Source organism: Streptomyces sp. NPDC055099, assembly GCF_053607685.1.
Map to the genome: position 1 here is coordinate 931,896 of NZ_JBSGUA010000001.1, position 19,140 is coordinate 951,035.

17 protein-coding genes are annotated in these 19,140 nt (G+C 69.7%); 7 read left to right on the top strand and 10 right to left on the bottom strand.

Annotation, left to right across the window (positions count from 1 at the left end):
• Positions 1-2 precede the first annotated feature (2 nt).
• The 4 genes from iolD to iolC are packed head-to-tail and all read right to left on the bottom strand — an operon-like array spanning position 3 to position 4,592.
• Positions 3-1,877, bottom strand: a complete 1,875-nt coding sequence (gene iolD / locus ACWFRU_RS04110; RefSeq protein WP_453684368.1) for a 3D-(3,5/4)-trihydroxycyclohexane-1,2-dione acylhydrolase (decyclizing) — start codon at positions 1,875-1,877, stop codon at positions 3-5.
• Positions 1,878-1,893: 16 nt separating this feature from the next.
• Positions 1,894-2,709: a 5-deoxy-glucuronate isomerase gene (gene iolB, locus ACWFRU_RS04115; RefSeq protein WP_453684370.1), complete on the bottom strand. Its 816-nt coding sequence runs from the start codon at positions 2,707-2,709 to the stop codon at positions 1,894-1,896.
• Between the two features lie 9 nt (positions 2,710-2,718).
• Entirely contained in the window at positions 2,719-3,600 is an 882-nt protein-coding gene (locus ACWFRU_RS04120) for a Cgl0159 family (beta/alpha)8-fold protein (protein WP_453684372.1), read from the bottom strand.
• The gene (iolC, locus tag ACWFRU_RS04125) at positions 3,597-4,592 is read right to left on the bottom strand and encodes a 5-dehydro-2-deoxygluconokinase (protein WP_453684374.1); all 996 of its coding nucleotides are present in this window, start codon (positions 4,590-4,592) and stop codon (positions 3,597-3,599) included. Before iolC ends, ACWFRU_RS04120 begins: the two co-directional genes overlap by 4 nt.
• A gap of 136 nt (positions 4,593-4,728) precedes the next feature.
• Here iolC and ACWFRU_RS04130 point away from each other — a divergent pair, with 136 nt between their 5' ends.
• From ACWFRU_RS04130 to ACWFRU_RS04145, 4 genes are all read left to right on the top strand, one after another.
• Complete coding sequence (locus tag ACWFRU_RS04130) at positions 4,729-5,628, top strand: sugar phosphate isomerase/epimerase family protein (protein WP_453684375.1); 900 nt, start codon at positions 4,729-4,731, stop codon at positions 5,626-5,628.
• A 248-nt stretch (positions 5,629-5,876) separates the two neighbouring features.
• The gene (locus ACWFRU_RS04135) at positions 5,877-6,074 is read left to right on the top strand and encodes a MarR family transcriptional regulator (protein WP_451203820.1); all 198 of its coding nucleotides are present in this window, start codon (positions 5,877-5,879) and stop codon (positions 6,072-6,074) included.
• Between the two features lie 176 nt (positions 6,075-6,250).
• On the top strand, positions 6,251-6,571 hold the full coding sequence (locus tag ACWFRU_RS04140; RefSeq protein WP_453684377.1) for a heavy-metal-associated domain-containing protein: 321 nt from the start codon (positions 6,251-6,253) through the stop codon (positions 6,569-6,571).
• Between the two features lie 82 nt (positions 6,572-6,653).
• Positions 6,654-8,891, top strand: a complete 2,238-nt coding sequence (locus ACWFRU_RS04145; protein ID WP_453684379.1) for a heavy metal translocating P-type ATPase — start codon at positions 6,654-6,656, stop codon at positions 8,889-8,891.
• Between the two features lie 433 nt (positions 8,892-9,324).
• On the opposite strand, the gene ACWFRU_RS04150 is transcribed toward ACWFRU_RS04145, so the two are convergent.
• Positions 9,325-10,617, bottom strand: a complete 1,293-nt coding sequence (locus tag ACWFRU_RS04150) for a citrate synthase (protein ID WP_453684381.1) — start codon at positions 10,615-10,617, stop codon at positions 9,325-9,327.
• Positions 10,618-10,815: 198 nt separating this feature from the next.
• A complete protein-coding gene (gene recD2 / locus ACWFRU_RS04155; protein WP_453684383.1) occupies positions 10,816-13,056 on the bottom strand; it encodes an SF1B family DNA helicase RecD2 in 2,241 nt (746 codons plus the stop codon).
• Positions 13,057-13,302: 246 nt separating this feature from the next.
• Between recD2 and ACWFRU_RS04160 the strand changes: the two genes are divergently transcribed.
• Positions 13,303-13,839, top strand: a complete 537-nt coding sequence (locus tag ACWFRU_RS04160; RefSeq protein ID WP_453684385.1) for a DUF937 domain-containing protein — start codon at positions 13,303-13,305, stop codon at positions 13,837-13,839.
• Positions 13,840-14,078: 239 nt separating this feature from the next.
• Here ACWFRU_RS04160 and ACWFRU_RS04165 read toward each other — a convergent pair whose 3' ends face one another.
• Positions 14,079-14,552: an ATP-binding protein gene (locus ACWFRU_RS04165; protein WP_453684538.1), complete on the bottom strand. Its 474-nt coding sequence runs from the start codon at positions 14,550-14,552 to the stop codon at positions 14,079-14,081.
• 227 nt (positions 14,553-14,779) lie between these two features.
• Here ACWFRU_RS04165 and ACWFRU_RS04170 point away from each other — a divergent pair, with 227 nt between their 5' ends.
• Positions 14,780-15,631: a DUF5753 domain-containing protein gene (locus tag ACWFRU_RS04170; protein WP_453684386.1), complete on the top strand. Its 852-nt coding sequence runs from the start codon at positions 14,780-14,782 to the stop codon at positions 15,629-15,631.
• An 11-nt stretch (positions 15,632-15,642) separates the two neighbouring features.
• A complete protein-coding gene (locus tag ACWFRU_RS04175) occupies positions 15,643-15,825 on the top strand; it encodes a DUF397 domain-containing protein (RefSeq protein WP_453684388.1) in 183 nt (60 codons plus the stop codon).
• A gap of 81 nt (positions 15,826-15,906) precedes the next feature.
• Here the strand turns inward: ACWFRU_RS04175 and ACWFRU_RS04180 are convergent, their stop codons facing one another.
• The 3 genes from ACWFRU_RS04180 to ACWFRU_RS04190 are packed head-to-tail and all read right to left on the bottom strand — an operon-like array spanning position 15,907 to position 19,069.
• Positions 15,907-16,752 carry a sugar phosphate isomerase/epimerase family protein gene (locus ACWFRU_RS04180; protein ID WP_453684390.1) on the bottom strand — a complete coding sequence of 282 codons (846 nt, stop codon included), beginning with the start codon at positions 16,750-16,752 and terminating at the stop codon, positions 15,907-15,909.
• Complete coding sequence (locus ACWFRU_RS04185; RefSeq protein WP_453684392.1) at positions 16,749-17,906, bottom strand: dihydrodipicolinate synthase family protein; 1,158 nt, start codon at positions 17,904-17,906, stop codon at positions 16,749-16,751. Before ACWFRU_RS04185 ends, ACWFRU_RS04180 begins: the two co-directional genes overlap by 4 nt.
• Entirely contained in the window at positions 17,903-19,069 is a 1,167-nt protein-coding gene (locus ACWFRU_RS04190; RefSeq protein ID WP_453684393.1) for a Gfo/Idh/MocA family protein, read from the bottom strand. Before ACWFRU_RS04190 ends, ACWFRU_RS04185 begins: the two co-directional genes overlap by 4 nt.
• Positions 19,070-19,140: the final 71 nt, after the last annotated feature.

The window sequence follows — 19,140 nt, forward strand, 5'->3', positions numbered from 1 at the left end:
TCTCACAGGTGGCGGCGTCGGGCTGAGACGTGCCGGTCGTACTCTTTCCTGGCCTTGACCGCCGACGGTCGGTCCGCGGTCTCGGCCACGGGCACATCCCACCACGCCTGCGCCGGGGGCGGGGGCGACACTGTGTCTGCCGTTTCCGTCTCCACGTAGACACATGTGGGACCGTCGGCCGCCCGCGCGTCCGCGAGGGCATCCCGCAGGTCAGCCACTGTTTTGGCGCGGATCACCCGCATCCCGAGCGAGGCCGCGTTGGCCGCGAGATCCACGGGCAGCGGGGCGCCGGTGTACCTCCCGCCCGCCTCCCGGTAGCGGTAGGCCGTGCCGAACCGCTCCGCGCCCACGGACTCGGAGAGCCCGCCGATGGAGGCGTACCCGTGGTTCTGCAGGATCACGACCTTGACCGGGATGTTCTCCTGGACGGCCGTGACGATCTCGGTGGGCATCATCAGATACGTCCCGTCGCCCACCAGCGCCCAGACCGGGCGGCCCGGCGCCGCGAGCGCGACGCCGATCGAGGCGGGGATCTCGTATCCCATGCAGGAGTAGCCGTACTCGACGTGGTACTGCCGGGGCGAGCGCGTCCTCCACAGCTTGTGGAGATCCCCGGGGAGCGAGCCCGCCGCGTTGATGAGCACGTCCTCGTCGGTGACCAACTCGTCCAGCAGTCCGAGGACTTGGAGCTGTGTGGGCCGTACGTCCGGTTCGTCGGCCGCGAACGCCGCGTCGACGCGATGCTCCCAGCGCGCCTTGTCCTCGGTGTACTCGGCGACGTACGCGGGCGCCACCCGCCACCCCTCCAGGGCTCCGGTCAGCGCCTCCAGGCCGGCGCGGGCGTCCGCGACGAGGGGCGTGCCCGCCATCTTGTGGCCGTCGAACGCGGTGATGTTGAGGTTCAGGAAGCGCACGGCGGGCTCGGTGAAGAGGGTGCCCGACGCGGTGGTGAAGTCGCTGTAGCGGGTGCCGACGCCGATCACCAGGTCGGCGGCGCGGGCGAGTTCGTCGGCGGTGGCCGTGCCCGTGTGCCCGATGCCGCCGACGTCCGCGGGGTGGTCGAACCGCAGGGAGCCCTTCCCGGCCTGGGTGGAGGCGACGGGGATGCCGGTCGCGTCCGCGAGGACCCGCAGCGCCTCCTCGGCCGCGCTGTGGTGGACTCCGCCGCCCGCGACGATCAGCGGGCGCCGCGCCGCGCGCACGGCCCGTACGGCGGCGTCCAGTTCGCGGGGATCGGGAGCCTGACGGCGTACGCCCCACACCCTCTCCGCGAAGAACTCCTCCGGCCAGTCGTACGCCTCGGCCTGGACGTCCTGCGGAAGCGCGAGCGTGACGGCGCCGGTGTCCGCCGGGTCCGTCAGGACGCGCATCGCGGCGAGCGCGGCCGGGATCAGGGCCTCGGGCCGGGTCACGCGGTCGAAGTACTTCGACACCGGGCGCAGGCAGTCGTTCACCGACACGTCGCCCGCGTAAGGGACTTCGAGCTGCTGGAGCACCGGGTCGGCGGGGCGGGTCGCGAAGATGTCGCCGGGCAGGAGCAGGACGGGCAGGTGGTTGATGGTCGCGAGGGCGGCGCCCGTCACGAGGTTGGTGGCGCCGGGGCCGATGGAGGTGGTGACGGCGTGCGTGGACAGGCGGCCCGACTGGCGGGCGTACCCGACGGCGGCGTGCACCATGGCCTGTTCGTTGCGGCCCTGATGGAAGGGCATCTCGTCGGCGTACTCGACGAGCGCTTGGCCGATGCCCGCCACGTTGCCGTGCCCGAAGATGCCCCAGGTGGCGCCGATCAGCCGCTGCCGCTCGCCGTCGCGCTCGGTGAACTGCCGGGACAGGAAGCGGACCAGGGCCTGCGCGGTGGTCAGCCTGATCGTGGTCATCGCCTTGCCTCCACTGTCATCGGTATCCCTCCGTGTGGTCGGGGTGGAAGCAGATCCGCCACTCCCGCTCCTCGCCGGGACCGGCCATCACGTTCAGGTAGTACATGCGGTGCCCCGGCTGGGCGATCGACGGGCCGTGCCAGCCGTCAGGGACGAGCACGGCGTCCCCCGTCCGGACCTCGGCCAGGACGTCGGTGCCGCCGGGGCGCGAGGGGAAGACCCGCTGGTAGCCGAAGCCTTCCTGGCCCGCGTCGCCGGGCTCGATCTCGAAGTAGTAGATCTCTTCGAGCTCCGCCTCCACACCCGGGCGGTGCTCGTCGTGCTTGTGCGGCGGGTACGAGGACCAGTTGCCGCCGGGGGTGATCACCTCGACGGCGATGAGGCGGTCGCAGTCGAAGGCGTCGGCGGACGCGAAGTTGCGGACCTCGCGGGCGCAGGTGCCGCTGCCGCGGTGTTCGACGGAAACCTCCGGCGCGGAGCCGTAGCGGGCGGGGAGTCGACGCTCGCACTTCGCTCCTGCCAGGGCGAAGCGGCCTCCCGCGCCGGAGGCGATCTGGATCTGGGCGTCACGAGGCACGTAGGCGAAGTCGCTCACTCCGCTGAACACGCATCGACGGCCCAGCAGTTCAATGATCTCGCCTTCTGCGTGCACCGTACAGCCGCCGGTCAGCGGGAGCACGATCCATTCACTCTCCCCGGTGGCGAAGGAGTGGGTGGCGCCGGGTTCGATGTCGACCACGCGCAGCGCGGAAAAGACCAGACCGGACCGCTTCGGGTCGAGTTCGAGGGCGTACGGCCCTTCGGCCGCGCTGCCCTTCGGTACGTACGTCATGTGGCCCTCCTACAGCAGTCCGACGGCGGTGTCGACGGCGCCCGCCACGTCGCCGTCCGCCGGGTACAGCAGCGTGCGCCCCGCGACGAGGCCGTGCACGGTCGGCAGTTGGAGCGCCCCGCGCCACTTCTCGTACGCGGCGTCGCTGTCGTCACCGAGGTCACCTCCCAGGAGGACGGCGGGCAGCGTCGAGGTCTCCATGACGCGCGCCATGTCGTCCGGATTCTCGGTCACCGGGACCTTCAGCCAGGTGTACGCCGATGTCCCGGCGAGCCCCGAGGCGATGGCGATGGACGTCGTGACGGCCTCGGCGCTCAGGTCGTTGCGCGGCGGTCCGCCCTCGGGGGCGCGGCGGCAGAGGAACGGCTCGACGAAGACCGGCAGCTTGCGGGCCGCCATGGCGTCGACCGCGCGGGCGCTGGAGTGCAGCGTGTCGAGCGATCCGGCGTCGTCGTAGTCGACCCGCAGCAGCAGTTTCCCGGCGTCGAACCCGAGCCGGTCGATGTCCTCGGCCCGGTAGCCCGTGAACCGGTCGTCCAGTTCGAAGGAGGCCCCCGCGAGCCCGCCGCGGTTCATCGACCCCATGACGACCTTGCCGTCGAGGGCGCCGAGCAGCAGGAGGTCTTCGAGGATGTCGGCGGTGGCGAGCACGCCGTCCACGCGGGGCCGGGAGAGCGCGAGGCAGAGCCGTTCGAGCAGGTCCCCGCGGTGGGCCATGGCCAGCCTGTCCCCGCCCACGGAGAGGGCGCCCCGGGCCGGGTGGTCGGCGGCGATGATCATCAGCCGCCCGCTGTCGCCGAGCAGCGGACGCCGGACGCGCCGGGCGGCTGCCTCGGCGATGGCCTCGGGGTGCTGGGCCCTGACCCGGATGAGTTCGGAGAGGTCGATCATGCGTGCACGGCTCCCGCCGCGAGCGCCGCCTCGACCTCGTCCGGGAACGGCATCGCGGAGGAGCACTCGAGACGGGAGGCGACGATGGCCCCCGCCGCGTTCGCGTACCGCATGATCCGCTCCAACTCCCAGCCCGCGAGCAGCCCGTGGCACAGCGCCCCGCCGAAGGCGTCCCCGGCGCCGAGGCCGTTGAGCACCGTCACGGGCAGCGGCGGCACCTGTGCGCGCTCGCCCGCGCGGTTCATCGCGAGGACCCCCTCGGGGCCTTGCTTGACGACGGCGAGTTCGACGCCGGAGTCCAGCAACGCGCGGGCGGCGGCTTCCGGTTCCCGCACGCCCGTGGCGATCTCCACCTCGTCCAGGTTGCCGACCGCGACGGTGGCCCGCGCGAGCGCCTGGGCGTAGAAGCCCCGCGCCTCCTCGGCCCGCTCCCAGAACATCGGCCGCCAGTCGAGGTCGAAGACGGTGAGCCCCGCCTTCGCCCGGTGGCGCAGCGCGGCCAGCGTCGTCGACCTGCTGGGCTCCGCGCAGAGCCCCGTACCCGTCATCCAGAACACCCGGGCGGACGCGATGGCGTCCACGTCGAGCTCCTTCTCGTACATCTCCAGGTCGGGCGCCTTGGGCTGCCGGTAGAAGTAGAGCGGGAAGTCGTCCGGCGGGAAGACCTCGCAGAAGGTCACCGGGGTCGGCAGGCCGGCGACCGCGCTCACCCACCGGTCGTCGACGCCGAACTCCCGCAGCTCCCGGTGCAGATAGTCACCGAAGGGGTCGGCGCCAGTGCGGGTGACGAGGGCGACGCGGCGGCCGAGCCGGGAGGCGGCGACGGCGACGTTCGACGCGGAGCCGCCCAGGAACTTGCCGAAGGTGCTGACGTCGGCGAGCGCCACCCCGGCCTGCAGGGGATACAGATCCACCCCGATCCGGCCCATCGTGATCACGTCGTACGGATCGCTGACGTCGTGCGGATCGCTGGCGTCGTACGGATCGGTCACCCTGCACTCCTTCTCGACATCGCCCCCTTGAGGTCACCCCTAGGTCTATTCCGCCCCATGACCCCTGTCAACACATTGTCCTTACATTCGGACCACTCCTTGACACCGTTCCGCGGCGGCCTGAAAGCTTGAAGTCATGACGACGCTGTCACGCATCCGGATCGGTTCGGCACCCGACTCGTGGGGGGTGTGGTTCCCCGAGGACCCGGGCCAGGTCCCCTGGAGCCGCTTCCTCGACGAGGTGGCGGACTCCGGGTACGAGTGGATCGAGCTCGGCCCGTACGGCTATCTGCCGAGCGACCCGGCCGTACTGACCGAAGAGACCCGGAAACGTGGCCTGAAGGTGTCGGCCGGGACGGTCTTCACGGGCCTGCACCACGGCCCCGCCGTCTGGGACAAGACGTGGGCGCATGTGGCCGAGAACGCCGCGCTCGCGCAGGCGATGGGCGCCGAGCACCTCGTCGTCATCCCCTCCTTCTGGCGCGACGACAAGACCGGCCAGGTCCTGGAGGACCGCACGCTCACCCCGGATCAGTGGCGTCAGCTCACCCTCCAGACCGAGCGGCTGGCGTACGAGGTGCGTGAGCAGTACGGCCTGCGCGTGGTCGTCCATCCGCACGCCGACACGCACATCGACGACGAGGAGAACGTCACCCGCTTCCTCGACGCGACGGACTCCGCCCTCGTCTCGCTCTGCCTGGACACGGGCCACTACGCCTACTGCGGCGGCGACAGCGTCAAGCTGATCGAGACGTATGGCGAGCGCATCGGCTATCTGCATCTCAAGCAGGTCGACCCGGCCGTCCTGGCCGAAGTGCGCGCGCAGGAGATGCCGTTCGGTCCCGCCGTGGCCCGTGGCGTGATGTGCGAGCCACCGACCGGGGTGCCCGCGCTCGAACCGGTCCTCGCGGCGGCCCAGAAGCTGGGCGTCGACCTGTTCGCCATCGTCGAGCAGGACATGTACCCCTGCCCGCCGGACAAGCCGCTGCCCATCGCCCGCCGCACCCGCTCGTATCTGCGTTCCTGCGGCGCCTAGTTCCCGCGGCGCCCGGCCCCCGTCGCATCCGGCTCGCTTCGCATCACACGCGTCACAAAGAACCTCTTTCTGTCACACATGTCCCGTATACGCGGGCTCCTCGTCACAGCCGGTCGACAGCCACCCTCCGGCGGTCACTCCGCGTCGTTCTCCGGGAACAGGCTGAGTTGATCGCCAGCGTCACGCCGCAGCTCCCCCGACGGCTCCCCCCGAGCCGCCCCTGCGGCGATCGCAGGGAGGTGCCACAGATGACCGACCGCAAGCTCTGGTCCTACAAGGACATCGCCGCACACATCCGCGTGCAGCCCGACACCGTGCGCTCCTACCGCAAGCACGGCCTGCTCCCCGACCCCGACCACGTGGAGTCCGGGAAGCCCTACTGGTACGCGGACACCATCCGCGCCTGGGTCGCCGCGAGGCCCGGCAACCGCGGGCGCAGAGACTGACCGCCCCGGTGGTACACCACCCTCGGGTCCGGAGCGGCCCCCTCATTGAGGTGTACCCCCTAGGGGTATACAGTGGTGAGTGTCAGGGGGTCTCCGGGAACACCGGGACCACTCCTGCACATTACGACGCATATACAGGCACGCACACACGCCGCACCCTCATCGAGGAGAACGACATGAGCGCCCAGACCGAGCTCCCGCAGGCCGAGACCACCGGCTCCTGCTGCTCCCCCAGCGGTTCCTGCCACTCCGACGGCGCCGCCGCGACGCCGCAGGGCGCCGTGACGACCGTGTACGAGGTGACCGGCATGACCTGCGGTCACTGCGAGGGCGCCGTCAGCGAGGAGATCTCGGAGATCGCCGGCGTCAGCTCCGTCAAGGCGGTCGCCGCCACCGGCCTGGTGACCGTGGTCTCCGAGGCCCCGCTCGACGAGGCCGCCGTCCGCGCCGCGGTCGACGAGGCGGGCTACGAACTCGCCGGTGTCAGCAAGGCCTGACCCACCCCCTGCCGGGTACCCCGGGCCCTGTGACACCGTCACAGGGCCCGCAGCCGCTTCACCCCAGCCGTATGAAAGAGCCATGAACGAAGTCGAACTCGCCGTCGGCGGAATGACCTGCGCCTCCTGCTCCGCCCGCATCGAGAAGAAGCTGAACCGCGTGGAGGGCGTGACCGCGTCGGTCAATCTCGCCACGGAGAAGGCAAAGGTCTCGTACGCGGACGGGGTCGAGGTCGCGCAACTGATCGCGACGGTCGAGAAACTGGGCTACAGCGCGGCGGAGATCGTCCCGGAACCGCCGGAGCCACAGGCTCCGGCGACCACCGCCGACATCACGGAACCGGACACCCTGCGGCAGCGGCTCATCGGCTCGGCGCTGCTCTCGCTGCCGGTGGTCCTGCTCGCGATGGTCCCTGCCCTCCAGTTCGACAACTGGCAGTGGCTCTCGCTGACGCTGGCCGCGCCCGTCGTCGTCTGGGGCGGATACCCCTTCCACCGTGCCGCGTTCACGAACCTGCGGCACGGCGCCGCGACCATGGACACGCTGGTGTCGGTGGGCACGCTCGCCGCGTTCGGCTGGTCGCTGTGGGCGCTCTTCCTCGGTGACGCGGGAATGCCGGGGATGCGGCACGGCTTCACGTTCACCGTCTCGCGCGCCGACGCCGCCTCGACGCTTTACCTCGAAGTCGCCGCGGGCGTCATCACGTTCATCCTGCTCGGCCGCTGGCTGGAGGCCCGCTCGAAGCGGAAGGCGGGCGCGGCCCTGCGCACGCTGCTCGAACTGGGCGCCAAGGACGCGGCCGTGCTGCGCGACGGCACGGAGGTCCGCACACCGGTCGCGCGCCTGGTGGTCGGCGACCGGTTCGTCGTACGCCCCGGGGAGACCGTCGCGACCGACGGCACCGTCGTCGACGGCGCGTCCGCGGTCGACGTCTCGATGCTGACCGGCGAGTCCGTCCCGGTGGACGTGGCCGCGGGCGACGCGGTGACCGGAGCGACCACGAACGTCTCGGGGCGGCTCGTCGTCGAGGCGACGCGCGTCGGCTCCGACACCCGACTCGCCAGGATGGCCAAGCTGGTGGAGGACGCGCAGACCGGCAAGGCCCAGGTGCAGCGCCTGGCCGACCGGATAGCCGGGATCTTCGTGCCGGTGGTCCTGATGATCGCCACCGCGACGCTCGGCGGTTGGCTCGGCGCCACCGGCGACATGACGGCCGCCTTCACCGCGGCCGTCGCCGTCCTGATCATCGCCTGCCCGTGCGCCCTCGGCCTCGCGACCCCGACCGCCCTGATGGTCGGTACCGGGCGGGGCGCGCAGCTCGGCATCCTCATCAAGGGCCCCGAAGTCCTGGAGTCCACGCGGCGGGTGGACACGATCGTCCTGGACAAGACCGGGACGGTGACGACGGGGCGCATGACCCTGCGGGACGTGTACGCCACCGGGGAGACCGAGGAGAAGCAGTTGCTGCGGCTCGCGGGGGCCCTGGAGCACGCCTCCGAGCATCCCGTGGCACAGGCGGTCGCCGCGGGCGCCGCCACGGAGTTGGGGCTCTCGGTGGGCGCGCTGCCCGCCGTGGAGGGCTTCGAGAACGTCGCGGGGTCGGGCGTGCGCGGCACGGTGGAAGGGCACTTGGTGCTCGCGGGCCGTGAGGGGCTCCTGGCGGACGCGGGAGTCGAGGGACTCGCCTCGGTGGCCTCGCTCAGGGCGCGGGCCGAGGAGGCGGGACGTACGGCCGTCCTGGTGACCTGGGACGGCGTGGCCCGCGGTGTCCTCACCGTCGCCGACACCGTCAAGGACACCAGTGCCGAGGCGGTGCGCGAGCTGCGGGCCCTGGGCCTGACGCCGGTGCTGCTCACCGGCGACAACCGTGCCGTGGCCCGGGCGGTGGCCAAGTCCGTGGGCATCGGGGCGGACGCCGTGTACGCCGAGGTGCTGCCCGAGGAGAAGGTCGACGTCGTGCGGCGGCTGCGGGACGAGGGCAAGGTGGTCGCGATGGTCGGGGACGGCGTCAACGACGCCGCCGCGCTCGCCACGGCCGATCTGGGTCTCGCGATGGGCACGGGCACGGACGCGGCCATCGAGGCGAGTGATCTGACGCTGGTGCGCGGGGACTTGCGCGGGGCGGCCGACGCGATCAGGCTCTCCCGTAAGACCCTCGCCACGATCAAGGGCAATCTCTTCTGGGCCTTCGGTTACAACGTCGCCGCGCTGCCGCTCGCCGCCGCCGGGCTCCTGAATCCGATGATCGCCGGGGCCGCGATGGCATTTTCTTCGGTCTTTGTTGTCACCAACAGCCTCCGTCTCAGGAACTTCACATAAGCTCTTCACATCTTGGTCGCAGCATTCTCACGCCTGAGTCTCGATCGGCATATCGGGCCTCTTGCGCATGTACAGGACATATGCAGGAGACGCAGATCACAGCGATCCCAACGTAACCATTCGGGGGGCTCGCGAGTCTAAGAGGACGATGCCAGGGACGTCTTGGGGGACGTCTCTAGACATCGGGGACATCTTGGGGGATGTTCCTAGGAATGCGTTGGCCGGGACACGTGCACCGGGGAGCTTTGAGCGGCCCTCCCGATCCGTACGGGTCCCGGCAGATCGCAGTACGACTGGCGCGCTGCCACCACAGACGCCCGGCCGGATCCCGTGGGGGGAATCCGCACCGGGAAACAGGAAAGCGCCCCGACCGTCGACCCGTGGGGGGATCGACGGCGGGGCGCTTTTCGCTTGGCCCGGCGGCCTGGAAGGGTCAGCGGCCCTCGACCGGGACGAAGTCCCGGAGAACCTCGCCGGTGTAGATCTGGCGCGGGCGCCCGATGCGGGACCCCGGCTCCTTGATCATCTCGTGCCACTGCGCGATCCAGCCCGGGAGCCGGCCCAGCGCGAACAGCACGGTGAACATCTCGGTCGGGAAGCCCATCGCGCGGTAGATGAGACCCGTGTAGAAGTCCACGTTCGGGTAGAGCTTGCGCTCGACGAAGTAGTCGTCGGCCAGCGCGTGCTCCTCGAGCTTGAGCGCGATGTCGAGCAGCTCGTCGTCCTTGCCGAGAGCCGAGAGGACGTCGTGCGCCGCCGCCTTGATGATCTTCGCCCGGGGGTCGAAGTTCTTGTAGACGCGGTGCCCGAAGCCCATGAGCTTCACGCCGTCTTCCTTGTTCTTCACCTTGCGGATGAAGGTGTCGACGTCGCCGCCGTCCTGCTTGATGCCCTCGAGCATCTCCAGGACGGACTGGTTGGCGCCACCGTGCAGCGGGCCCCACAGGGCCGAGATGCCGGCGGAGATCGAGGCGAACATGTTCGCCTGCGACGAGCCCACCAGACGCACGGTGGAGGTCGAACAGTTCTGCTCGTGGTCCGCGTGCAGGATCAGGAGCTTGTCCAGCGCGGAGACGACGACCGGGTCCAGGTCGTACTCGGCGGCCGGCACCGAGAAGGTCATGCGCAGGAAGTTCTCGACGTAGCCGAGGTCGTTGCGCGGGTAGACGACCGGGTGGCCCACGGACTTCTTGTAGGCGTACGCCGCGATCGTCGGAAGCTTGGCGAGCAGGCGGATCGTCGAGAGGTCGCGCTGTTCCTCGTCGAACGGGTTGTGGCTGTCCTGGTAGAACGTCGACAGCGCGCTGACCACGGACGACAGCATCGCCATCGGGTGGGCGTCACGCGGGAAGCCGTCGTAGAACCGCTTGACGTCCTCGTGCAGCAGCGTGTGCTGCGTGATGTCATTCTTGAAGCTGGCGAGCTCGTCGACCTTCGGCAGTTCGCCGTTGATCAGCAGGTACGCCACCTCGGTGAAGGTGGAGCGCTCGGCCAGCTGCTCGATCGGGTAGCCGCGGTACCGGAGGATGCCCTGCTCGCCGTCGAGGTAGGTGATGGCGGATTTATAGGCGGCGGTGTTGCCATAGCCGCTGTCCAGGGTCACCAGACCGGTCTGGGCGCGGAGCTTCCCGATGTCGAAGCCCTTGTCGCCGACAGTTGAGTCGATCACCGGGTAGGTGTACTCGTCGCCATCGCCGTACCGCAGTACTACAGAGTTGTCGCTCACGTCATCCCTCACCGACGTTGTGCCTCTTCTTCGAGGTGCCCTGACTGTCTCTACCATCCCCCATTTGGCCCTGGAGAGTGCACTCGGGGTCGACCATTGGGCCTATTGGCGGCACTGAGTGCCGCCAACCTACTCATCCTGCCCCCCTGCGCCCCGGTTGCGGAAGTGCTCTGTGACCTTTCCTACTCGTTTGATCGATCAAAATTTTCCACGGCCTCCGGCGAGCCGGAAATCCAGGGCCGTACAGCGTCTGCCCGCGGAGACCGTGCGCACCGCTTGCCCCAGAGCCTTGCGCGAACCGACCAGGACGACCAGCTTCTTGGCGCGGGTGACCGCGGTGTAGAGCAGATTCCGCTGGAGCATCATCCACGCGCCCGTGGTCACGGGGATCACCACCGCCGGGTACTCGCTGCCCTGGGAGCGGTGGATCGTGACCGCGTACGCGTGCGCCAGTTCGTCCAGTTCGTCGAAGTCGTACGCAATCTCCTCGTCCTCGTCCGTAAGGACCGTGAGCCGCTGCTCATCGGAGTCGAGCGAGGTGACTACTCCGACGGTGCCATTGAAGACGCCGTTCTGCCCCTTCTCGTAGTTGTTGCGGATCTGGGTGACCTTGTCGCCGACGCGGAACACCCGGCCACCGAAACGCTTCTCCGGTACGTCGGGTCTGCTCGGGGTGATGGCCTGCTGGAGCAGGCCGTTCAGGTTGCCCGCGCCCGCGGGGCCGCGGTGCATGGGCGCGAGCACCTGGACGTCGCGGCGCGGGTCTAGGCCGAACTTCGCAGGGATGCGGCGCGCGGCCACGTCCACCGTGACCCGGCCCGCGTCCTCGGTCTCGTCCTCCACGAAGAGGAAGAAGTCCGAGAGTCCCTGGGTGATGGGCGGCACCCCGGAGTTGATGCGGTGGGCGTTGGTGACGACGCCGGACTGCTTGGCCTGGCGGAAGATGTGGGTGAGCCGGACCGCGGGGATGGGGCTGTGCTCGCTGAGCATGTCCCGCAGCACCTCGCCGGCGCCGACGCTCGGCAGCTGGTCCACGTCTCCGACGAACAGGAGGTGGGCGCCGGGGGCGACGGCCTTCACCAGCTTGTTGGCCAGGAGCAGGTCGAGCATGGACGCCTCGTCGACGACGACGAGGTCGGCGTCGAGCGGGCGGTCCTTGTCGTAGGCCGCGTCCCCTCCCGGCTTCAGCTCCAGGAGGCGGTGGACGGTGGAGGCCTCGGCTCCGGTGAGCTCGGCGAGGCGTTTGGCGGCACGGCCCGTGGGGGCGGCGAGGACGACCTTGGCCTTCTTGGCGCGGGCCAGCTCCACGATGGAGCGGACCGTGAAGGACTTGCCGCAGCCCGGGCCTCCGGTCAGGACGGCCGCCTTCTGCGTCAGCGCGAGCCTGACCGCCTCCTCCTGCTCGGGCGCGAGGTCGGCGCCCGTGCGGGTGGCGAGCCAGGACAGGGCCTTGTCCCAGGCCACGTCCTGGAAGGCCGGCATGCGGTCCTCCGGGGCCCTCAGGAGGCGCAGGAGCTGGGCGGACAGGGAGAGTTCCGCACGGTGGAAGGGGACGAGGTAGACGGCCGTGACGTCGCCTTCGCCCTCGGGGCCGGGGACTCGTTCGCGTACGACGCCCTCCTCCTCCTTGGCCAGCTCCGCCAGGCACTCGATGACCAGGCCCGTGTCCACCTGGAGCAGCTTCACCGCGTCGGCGATGAGGCGCTCCTCCGGGAGATAGCAGTTGCCCTGGTCGGTGGACTGGGAGAGTGCGTACTGCAGGCCCGCCTTGACGCGTTCGGGGCTGTCGTGCGGGATGCCGACGGACTGGGCGATGCGGTCCGCGGTGAGGAAGCCGATGCCCCAGACGTCGGCGGCGAGGCGGTAGGGCTCGTTCCGCACCATGGAGATGGAGGCGTCCGCGTACTTCTTGTAGATGCGGACGGCGATGGAGGTGGAGACGCCCACGCCCTGGAGGAAGACCATGACTTCCTTGATGGCCTTCTGTTCCTCCCAGGCCGCCGCGATCATCTTGGTCCGTTTGGGGCCGAGGCCCGGGACCTCGACGAGCCGCTTCGGCTCCCGCTCGATGATGTCGAGGGTGTCCACGCCGAAGTGGGTGGTGATGCGGTCGGCCATGACGGGGCCGATGCCCTTGATGAGGCCCGAGCCCAGATAGCGGCGGATGCCCTGGATGGTGGCGGGGAGGATGGTGGTGTAGTTCTCCACCGTGAACTGCTTGCCGTACTGGGCGTGGGAGCCCCAGCGGCCCTCCATGCGCAGGGACTCTCCCACCTGGGCGCCGAGCAGTGCGCCCACGACGGTGAGGAGGTCGCCGCCGCCGCGGCCGGTGTCCACACGGGCGACCGTGTAGCCGTTCTCCTCGTTCGCGTAGGTGATCCTCTCCAGGACCCCCTCGACCACCGCCGACGCGGCCGCTGCTCTGGCTGGACTCGACATGAGCAGACGCTATCGCCCGGCGCTGACAGCGCGGGAAGCCTGTGGACAACTTCGAGGGGGCCCGGTCTCTCGACCGGGCCCCCTCGGGTCTCCCCTCCCCTGCCGGAACTCCGCTGATCCCCCCAGATCTCCCCCCACGGAAGTCCCGACGCACAGTACGACCCGCGTCGGGCGGGAAGGGTTGCACGGGCAAGGCGAAGTATTTTCGGGGTGCCGACGAAGTCGGGCAGACGTAACTTTTAACGCATGAGCGAAGAATCTCCCGAAAACTCCACGCCCGAGACCTCGCTGCAGAGGGACGTCCTCGACGAACTCGGCGACGACAAGCTCCAGGAGATCGCGGGGCTTCTCGGTACGGACGCCGCGGGGGCGCAGGACGTCGTGGGCACTACGGTGAACGCGCTCTCGGGGAACCTCCAGGAGAAGGCGGAGGACCCCGCGGAGGCGGCGGAGGTCGAGCAGGCGCTCGCCGAGACGGCGCCCGCCGAACCTCCTCCGCAGGGGATCGCCGGGTTCGGGGGCTTCGGCGGTCTGGCCGCGGGCGGCATGCTCTCCGGTGTCCTGGCGAAGATGAGCAAGCCGGTGGCGACCGCGGTGGCGAAGAAGACGGGGCTGCCCGCGGCCACCGTGACCCGGGTGATCGAACTCCTGATCCCGGTGCTCCTGACGGTGCTGACGAAGCGGGCCCGGACGTCGCCGAAGCCGGGCGCCACGGGTTCCCCCGGGGGCGGCGGCATCGGCGACCTCCTGAACCAGATCCTGGGCGGTGGCAAGAAGCGGTAGCGCGCTCGGGGGCGGTGCGGGTCCGTGTGTGCCGCGCCGGTATGCCCGTCCTCGCTATCCGCCGGTGGGCGCTCTTTTGCTTCACCTCGGGAGTACCGCGAACCGTGCTCCGGGCGGACCGGCACACCCCCTCGCGTCTCGATGCCGGGTGCGGGTGCGTGGGGCCCGGTCTCCTCGCGGCTGAGGCACATCGCCTCCCGTATTGTTCGGGGCTCTGGAGTTTCAGGGGGCTTACAAGATCACCGAAGGTGTTGCAGACCGCACCCCGCAGGCTCCCCGACCTCGAACCACAGAAGCTTCCCCCCGCTGCCGAAGAGCTGATCCCCGAGCGGCCACCCGCCCCACGCGTCCGCGCAGTGGCGTACGAGGAGGAGTCCGCGCCCGCTGTCGGAGTCCGTTGCCACGTGCGGCGCACCGTATGCGCCGGGAGGTTTGTCGAAGGGGGCCGGAATGTGGGGATTGCTGTCCCATACCCCTACCCGAAGCCGCCCGTGCCGAACGGACCGCAGCCGCAGCGAGGAGGGCCCTTTGGTGTGCCGGTAGGCATTGGTGACCATCTCCGACGTCAACAGCTCGGCAACGTCGAGGAGTTCTCCCATGCCGTGCCCGGTGAGCGCGGCTCTCAAGGTCATACGGGCTACGCGGGGCGCTCTTGGATCATGGGGCAAGTGGAGGGCGTAGGACCAGCCTTGGGGTGGGGCTACGGTGACCATGGGGATCTCCAGGAAGGAAGGGGGCATGAGCCGTCCAGGACTGCGTCCAGCGGTGGCGGTACCGCGATGGTGCGGTGCTCTTCCGGCTTACGGACGCGGCCAGTTGGGCGGCTTGGCAGCAACCGTAGGGCAGTCGGTGTAATACTTGATACCGAACTGGGGATTAGCTTCATGTTTCCCTCGTGTGGGTGATCCGAGGGTGCAGTCCGAGAAGAGAGAAGGCGCACGTGCCGCCCAGCACCAATCCCACCCTGCGTCAGCGGCGACTGGGAACGGAACTACGCAAGCTCCGCGAGCACGCCGGGCTGACCGCCACCGCCGCCGCAACGCTTCTCGGCCTCAAGCAAGGGCAGATCAGCAGCATCGAGGCAGGCCGCTACCCCGTAAGCGCTGACCGGGTCCGCACTTTTGCACGCAGCTACAGCTGTGCTGATGAACCCCTGATCGACGCATTGGCTTCAATGACGGGCGGCCGGAAACGAGGCTGGTGGGACGAGTACCGCGATCACCTGCCGTCCAGCTTGATCGATCTCGCCGAACTGGAGCACCATGCTTCCGAGTTGCGGGTCGCCCTGGTAATTCACATCCCTGGCCTCCTGCAGACCACGGATCACGCCCGCGCGCTCTTCCGCGAGGTGGTTCCACCCATGCGGCAGTACGAGATCGAACACCGCCTGACGCACCGTATGAAGCGCCAGGAGATCCTCCACCGGGCAACTTCGACCCCGTACACCGCAGTCATTCACGAGTCAGCCCTGCGGATGGGATTCGGGGGTCCAGCCGCCAGCCGCGCACAGCTCCAGCACCTCATCGAAATGAGCGAACTACCCCATGTGTCTGTCCGAGTGATCCCCTTCGGACATACCCCCTTCCCCGGGACCGGGCAGTCCGTCGACTACCTCGCAGGGCCAGTCCCGCGACTCGATACTGTCCAATTGGACACGCACCACGGCTGCGAATTTCTAGACGCAGAGGCACAGTTGGCTAAGTACCGCTCCGTGCTGGACCGCATGGAGAAGGGGGCACTCAAGCCATCCCTGTCACGCGATCTGATCCACAAGCTGACCCAGGAACTCTGAGGATCACGACCATGCACACGTACGACTGGCAGAAGTCCACGTACAGCGGAGACGCATCGAACTGCGTCTACGTCGCCGCCACCCCCGACGGCACAATCCGCCTCCGGGAGAGCGACACCCCGGACATCGCCCTCACCACAACCCCCGCCCCCCTCCACGCCCTGATACGCACCCTCAAGACCGCCCCGAACTGAGCAGTTGCAAGAAAGTCCCGTCGGCACGCCGCCAAGCGGTGTCCTTTACGGGACTTTCCTGCAACCCAGCCATTTTTGGGGCTAGCAGGCGTGTTGTACGTAGCTTTGGGTTGTTTCTGTGAGGAGTTTTACGCCGGGGTGGGTCCACAGGGTGTCGTTGAAGAGTTCGACCTCTATGGGGCCCCCGTAGCCCGCCTTCTCCGCCAGGGCGCGCCATGCGCGCAGGTCGATGGAACCCTCCCCCAGCTGGCCGCGGCCGTTGAGGACGCCCTCGGGGAGCGGGGTGATCCAGTCGGCCAGTTGGAAGGCGTGGAGGCGGCCGCCGCGTCCCGCGCGGTCGATCTGCGCGGGAGCCCTGTCGTCCCACCACACGTGGTACGTGTCCACGCAGACCCCGACCTGCGAAGCCGGAAACTGCTCCGCCAGGTCCAGCGCCTGGGCCAGCGTGGAGACCACGCAGCGGTCCGAGGCGAACATGGGGTGGAGGGGTTCGATGGCCAGGCGGATGCCCCGCGAGGCGGCGTACGGAGCGAGCTCCGCAAGGGCCTCGGCGATCCGTGAGCGGGCCCCGTGCAGGTCCTTGCTGCCGACGGGCAGGCCGCCGGAGACCAGGACCAGCGTGTCCGTGCCGAGGGCGGCTGCCTCGTCGATCGCCGCCTTGTTGTCGTCGACGGCCGCCATGCGCGCGTGCGGTTCGATGGCCGTCAGGAATCCGCCGCGGCAGAGCGTGGTCACCGTCAGGCCCGCGTCGCGCATCAGCTTGGCGGTCGCCTCCAGGCCGTACGCCTGGACCGGCTCCCGCCACAGGCCGACCCCGGTGACGCCCAAGTCCGTGCAGGCTTCAGCCAGTTCCGGCAGGGACAGCTGCTTGACGGTCATCTGGTTGATGGAGAACCGCGCCAGGTCTCCGCTCCCGGTCACGCTCATTGCTGGACTCCGTACGTGGTGAGCAGGGACTTCATGCGGGACTCGGCCAGGGCCGGGTCCGGGAACAGGGCGAGCCCGTCGGCCAGTTCGTAGGCGCGGGTCAGGTGCGGCAGCGAACGGGCCGACTGCAGGCCGCCCACCATCGTGAAGTGGCTCTGGTGGCCCGCCAGCCAGGCCAGGAAGACCACCCCCGTCTTGTAGAAGCGGGTGGGGGCCTGGAAGAGGTGGCGGGACAGTTCGACCGTGGGGTCGAGACAGGCGCGGAACCCCTTCGTGTCACCGGTGTCCAGCAGGCGCACCGCCCGCGCGGCCAGCGGCGCCAGCGGGTCGAAGATGCCGAGCAGGGCGTGGCTGAAGCCCTGGTCGTCGCCCGCGATCAGTTCGGGGTAGTTGAAGTCGTCGCCCGTGTAGCAGCGGACGCCGTCCGGGAGGCGGCGGCGCAGGGCGATCTCGCGGCCCGGGTCGAGCAGGGAGATCTTGATGCCGTCGACCTTGTCCGGGTGCGCGGTGATGACCTCCAGGAAGGTCTCGGTCGCCGCGTCCAGGTCCTCGCTGCCCCAGTAGCCGGTGAGCGCCGGGTCGAACATCGGGCCGAGCCAGTGCAGGATCACCGGCTCGCTCGCCTGACGCAGGAGGTGGCCGTACGTCTCCAGGTAGTCGTCCGGCGACTTCGCCACCGCCGCGAGCGCCCGGGACGCCATCAGGATCACCTGGGCGCCGCTCGACTCGACCAGGGCCAGCTGTTCCTCGTAGGCCCCGCGGACCGTCAGGAGGTCCGCGGGGCCGGTCAGTTGGTCCGTGCCCGCACCGCAGGCGATCGCGCCGCCCACCGACTTCGCCTCCGCCGCGGAACGCGTGATCAGTTCCGCCGCGCCCTTGAAGTCCAGGCCCATCCCCCGCTGCGCGGTGTCCATCGCCTCGGCGACGCCCAGGCCCTGCGCCCACAGGTGGCGGCGGAAGGCGAGGGTCGCGTCCCAGTCGACGGCCGCCGGGGAGTCCGGGGACACGTCGGCGCAGGGGTCCGCGACGACGTGGGCCGCCGAGAAGACCGTGCGGGAGGTGAGGGGGGAGGTTCCGGCGTCGGCGGACAGCGGGGTGCGGCACGGCTCGTACGCGTACGTCGTGCCGTCCGGCCGCGGCAGCTGAAGCGTCACTGTGCGATCTCCGGCACCTCGATGCGGCGGCCCTCGGCCGAGGACTTCAGGCCCAGTTCGGCGAGCTGTACGCCGCGCGCGCCCGCGTGCAGGTCCCAGTGGTAGGGCGCGTCGGCGTAGACGTGCCGCAGGAACAGTTCCCACTGCGCCTTGAAACCGTTGTCGAACTCCTGGTTGTCGGGGACCTCCTGCCACTGGTCGCGGAACGAGTGGGTGACGGGCAGGTCCGGGTTCCAGACCGGCTTGGGGGTGTTGCTCCGGTGCTGTACGCGGCAGTTGCGCAGGCCCGCGACCGCCGAGCCCTCCGTGCCGTCCACCTGGAACTCGACGAGTTCGTCGCGGTTCACGCGGACCGTCCAGGAGGAGTTGATCTGGGCGATCACGCCGCCTTCGAGCTCGAAGATGCCGTACGCGGCGTCGTCGGCCGTCGCGTCGTACGGCTTGTCCCGCTCGTCCCAGCGCTGCGGCACGTGCGTCGCGGCGAGCGCCTGGACGCTGCGTACGCGGCCGAACAGCTCGTGCAGGACGTACTCCCAGTGCGGGAACATGTCGACGACGATGCCGCCGCCGTCCTCCGCGCGGTAGTTCCAGGAGGGGCGCTGGGCGCTCTGCCAGTCGCCCTCGAAGACCCAGTAGCCGAACTCGCCCCGGACGGACAGGATCTTGCCGAAGAAGCCGCCGTCGATGAGGCGCTTGAGCTTGAGCAGTCCCGGCAGAAAGAGCTTGTCCTGGACGACGCCGTGCTTGATGCCGGCGGACTGGGCGAGGCGGGCCAGTTCGAGGGCTCCCGCGAGGCCCGTCGCGGATGGCTTCTCGGTGTAGATGTGCTTGCCCGCGGCGATGGCCCGCTTGATGGCCTCCTCGCGCGCCGAGGTGACCTGCGCGTCGAAGTAGATGTCGATGGCGGGGTCGGCCAGGACCGCGTCCAGGTCGGTCGAGACGGCCTTCTCGGCGTCAAGTCCGTGGCGGTCCGCGATCTCCCGCAGGGCGTGTTCCCTGCGGCCCACCAGGACCGGCTCGGGCCACAGCACCGTGTTGTCGGCGTCATGGAGGGCGAGTCCGCCCTGCTCGCGCAGGGCGAGCAGGGAGCGGACGAGGTGCTGGCGGTAGCCCATCCGTCCCGTCACACCGTTCATGGCGATGCGCACCGTCTTGCGAGTCACAGGGGTCCCTCCGTACGCAGGTAAGCGTATAGCAAGCGCTTTCTATACGAGAAGAAGCTAGCCTGCCGCAC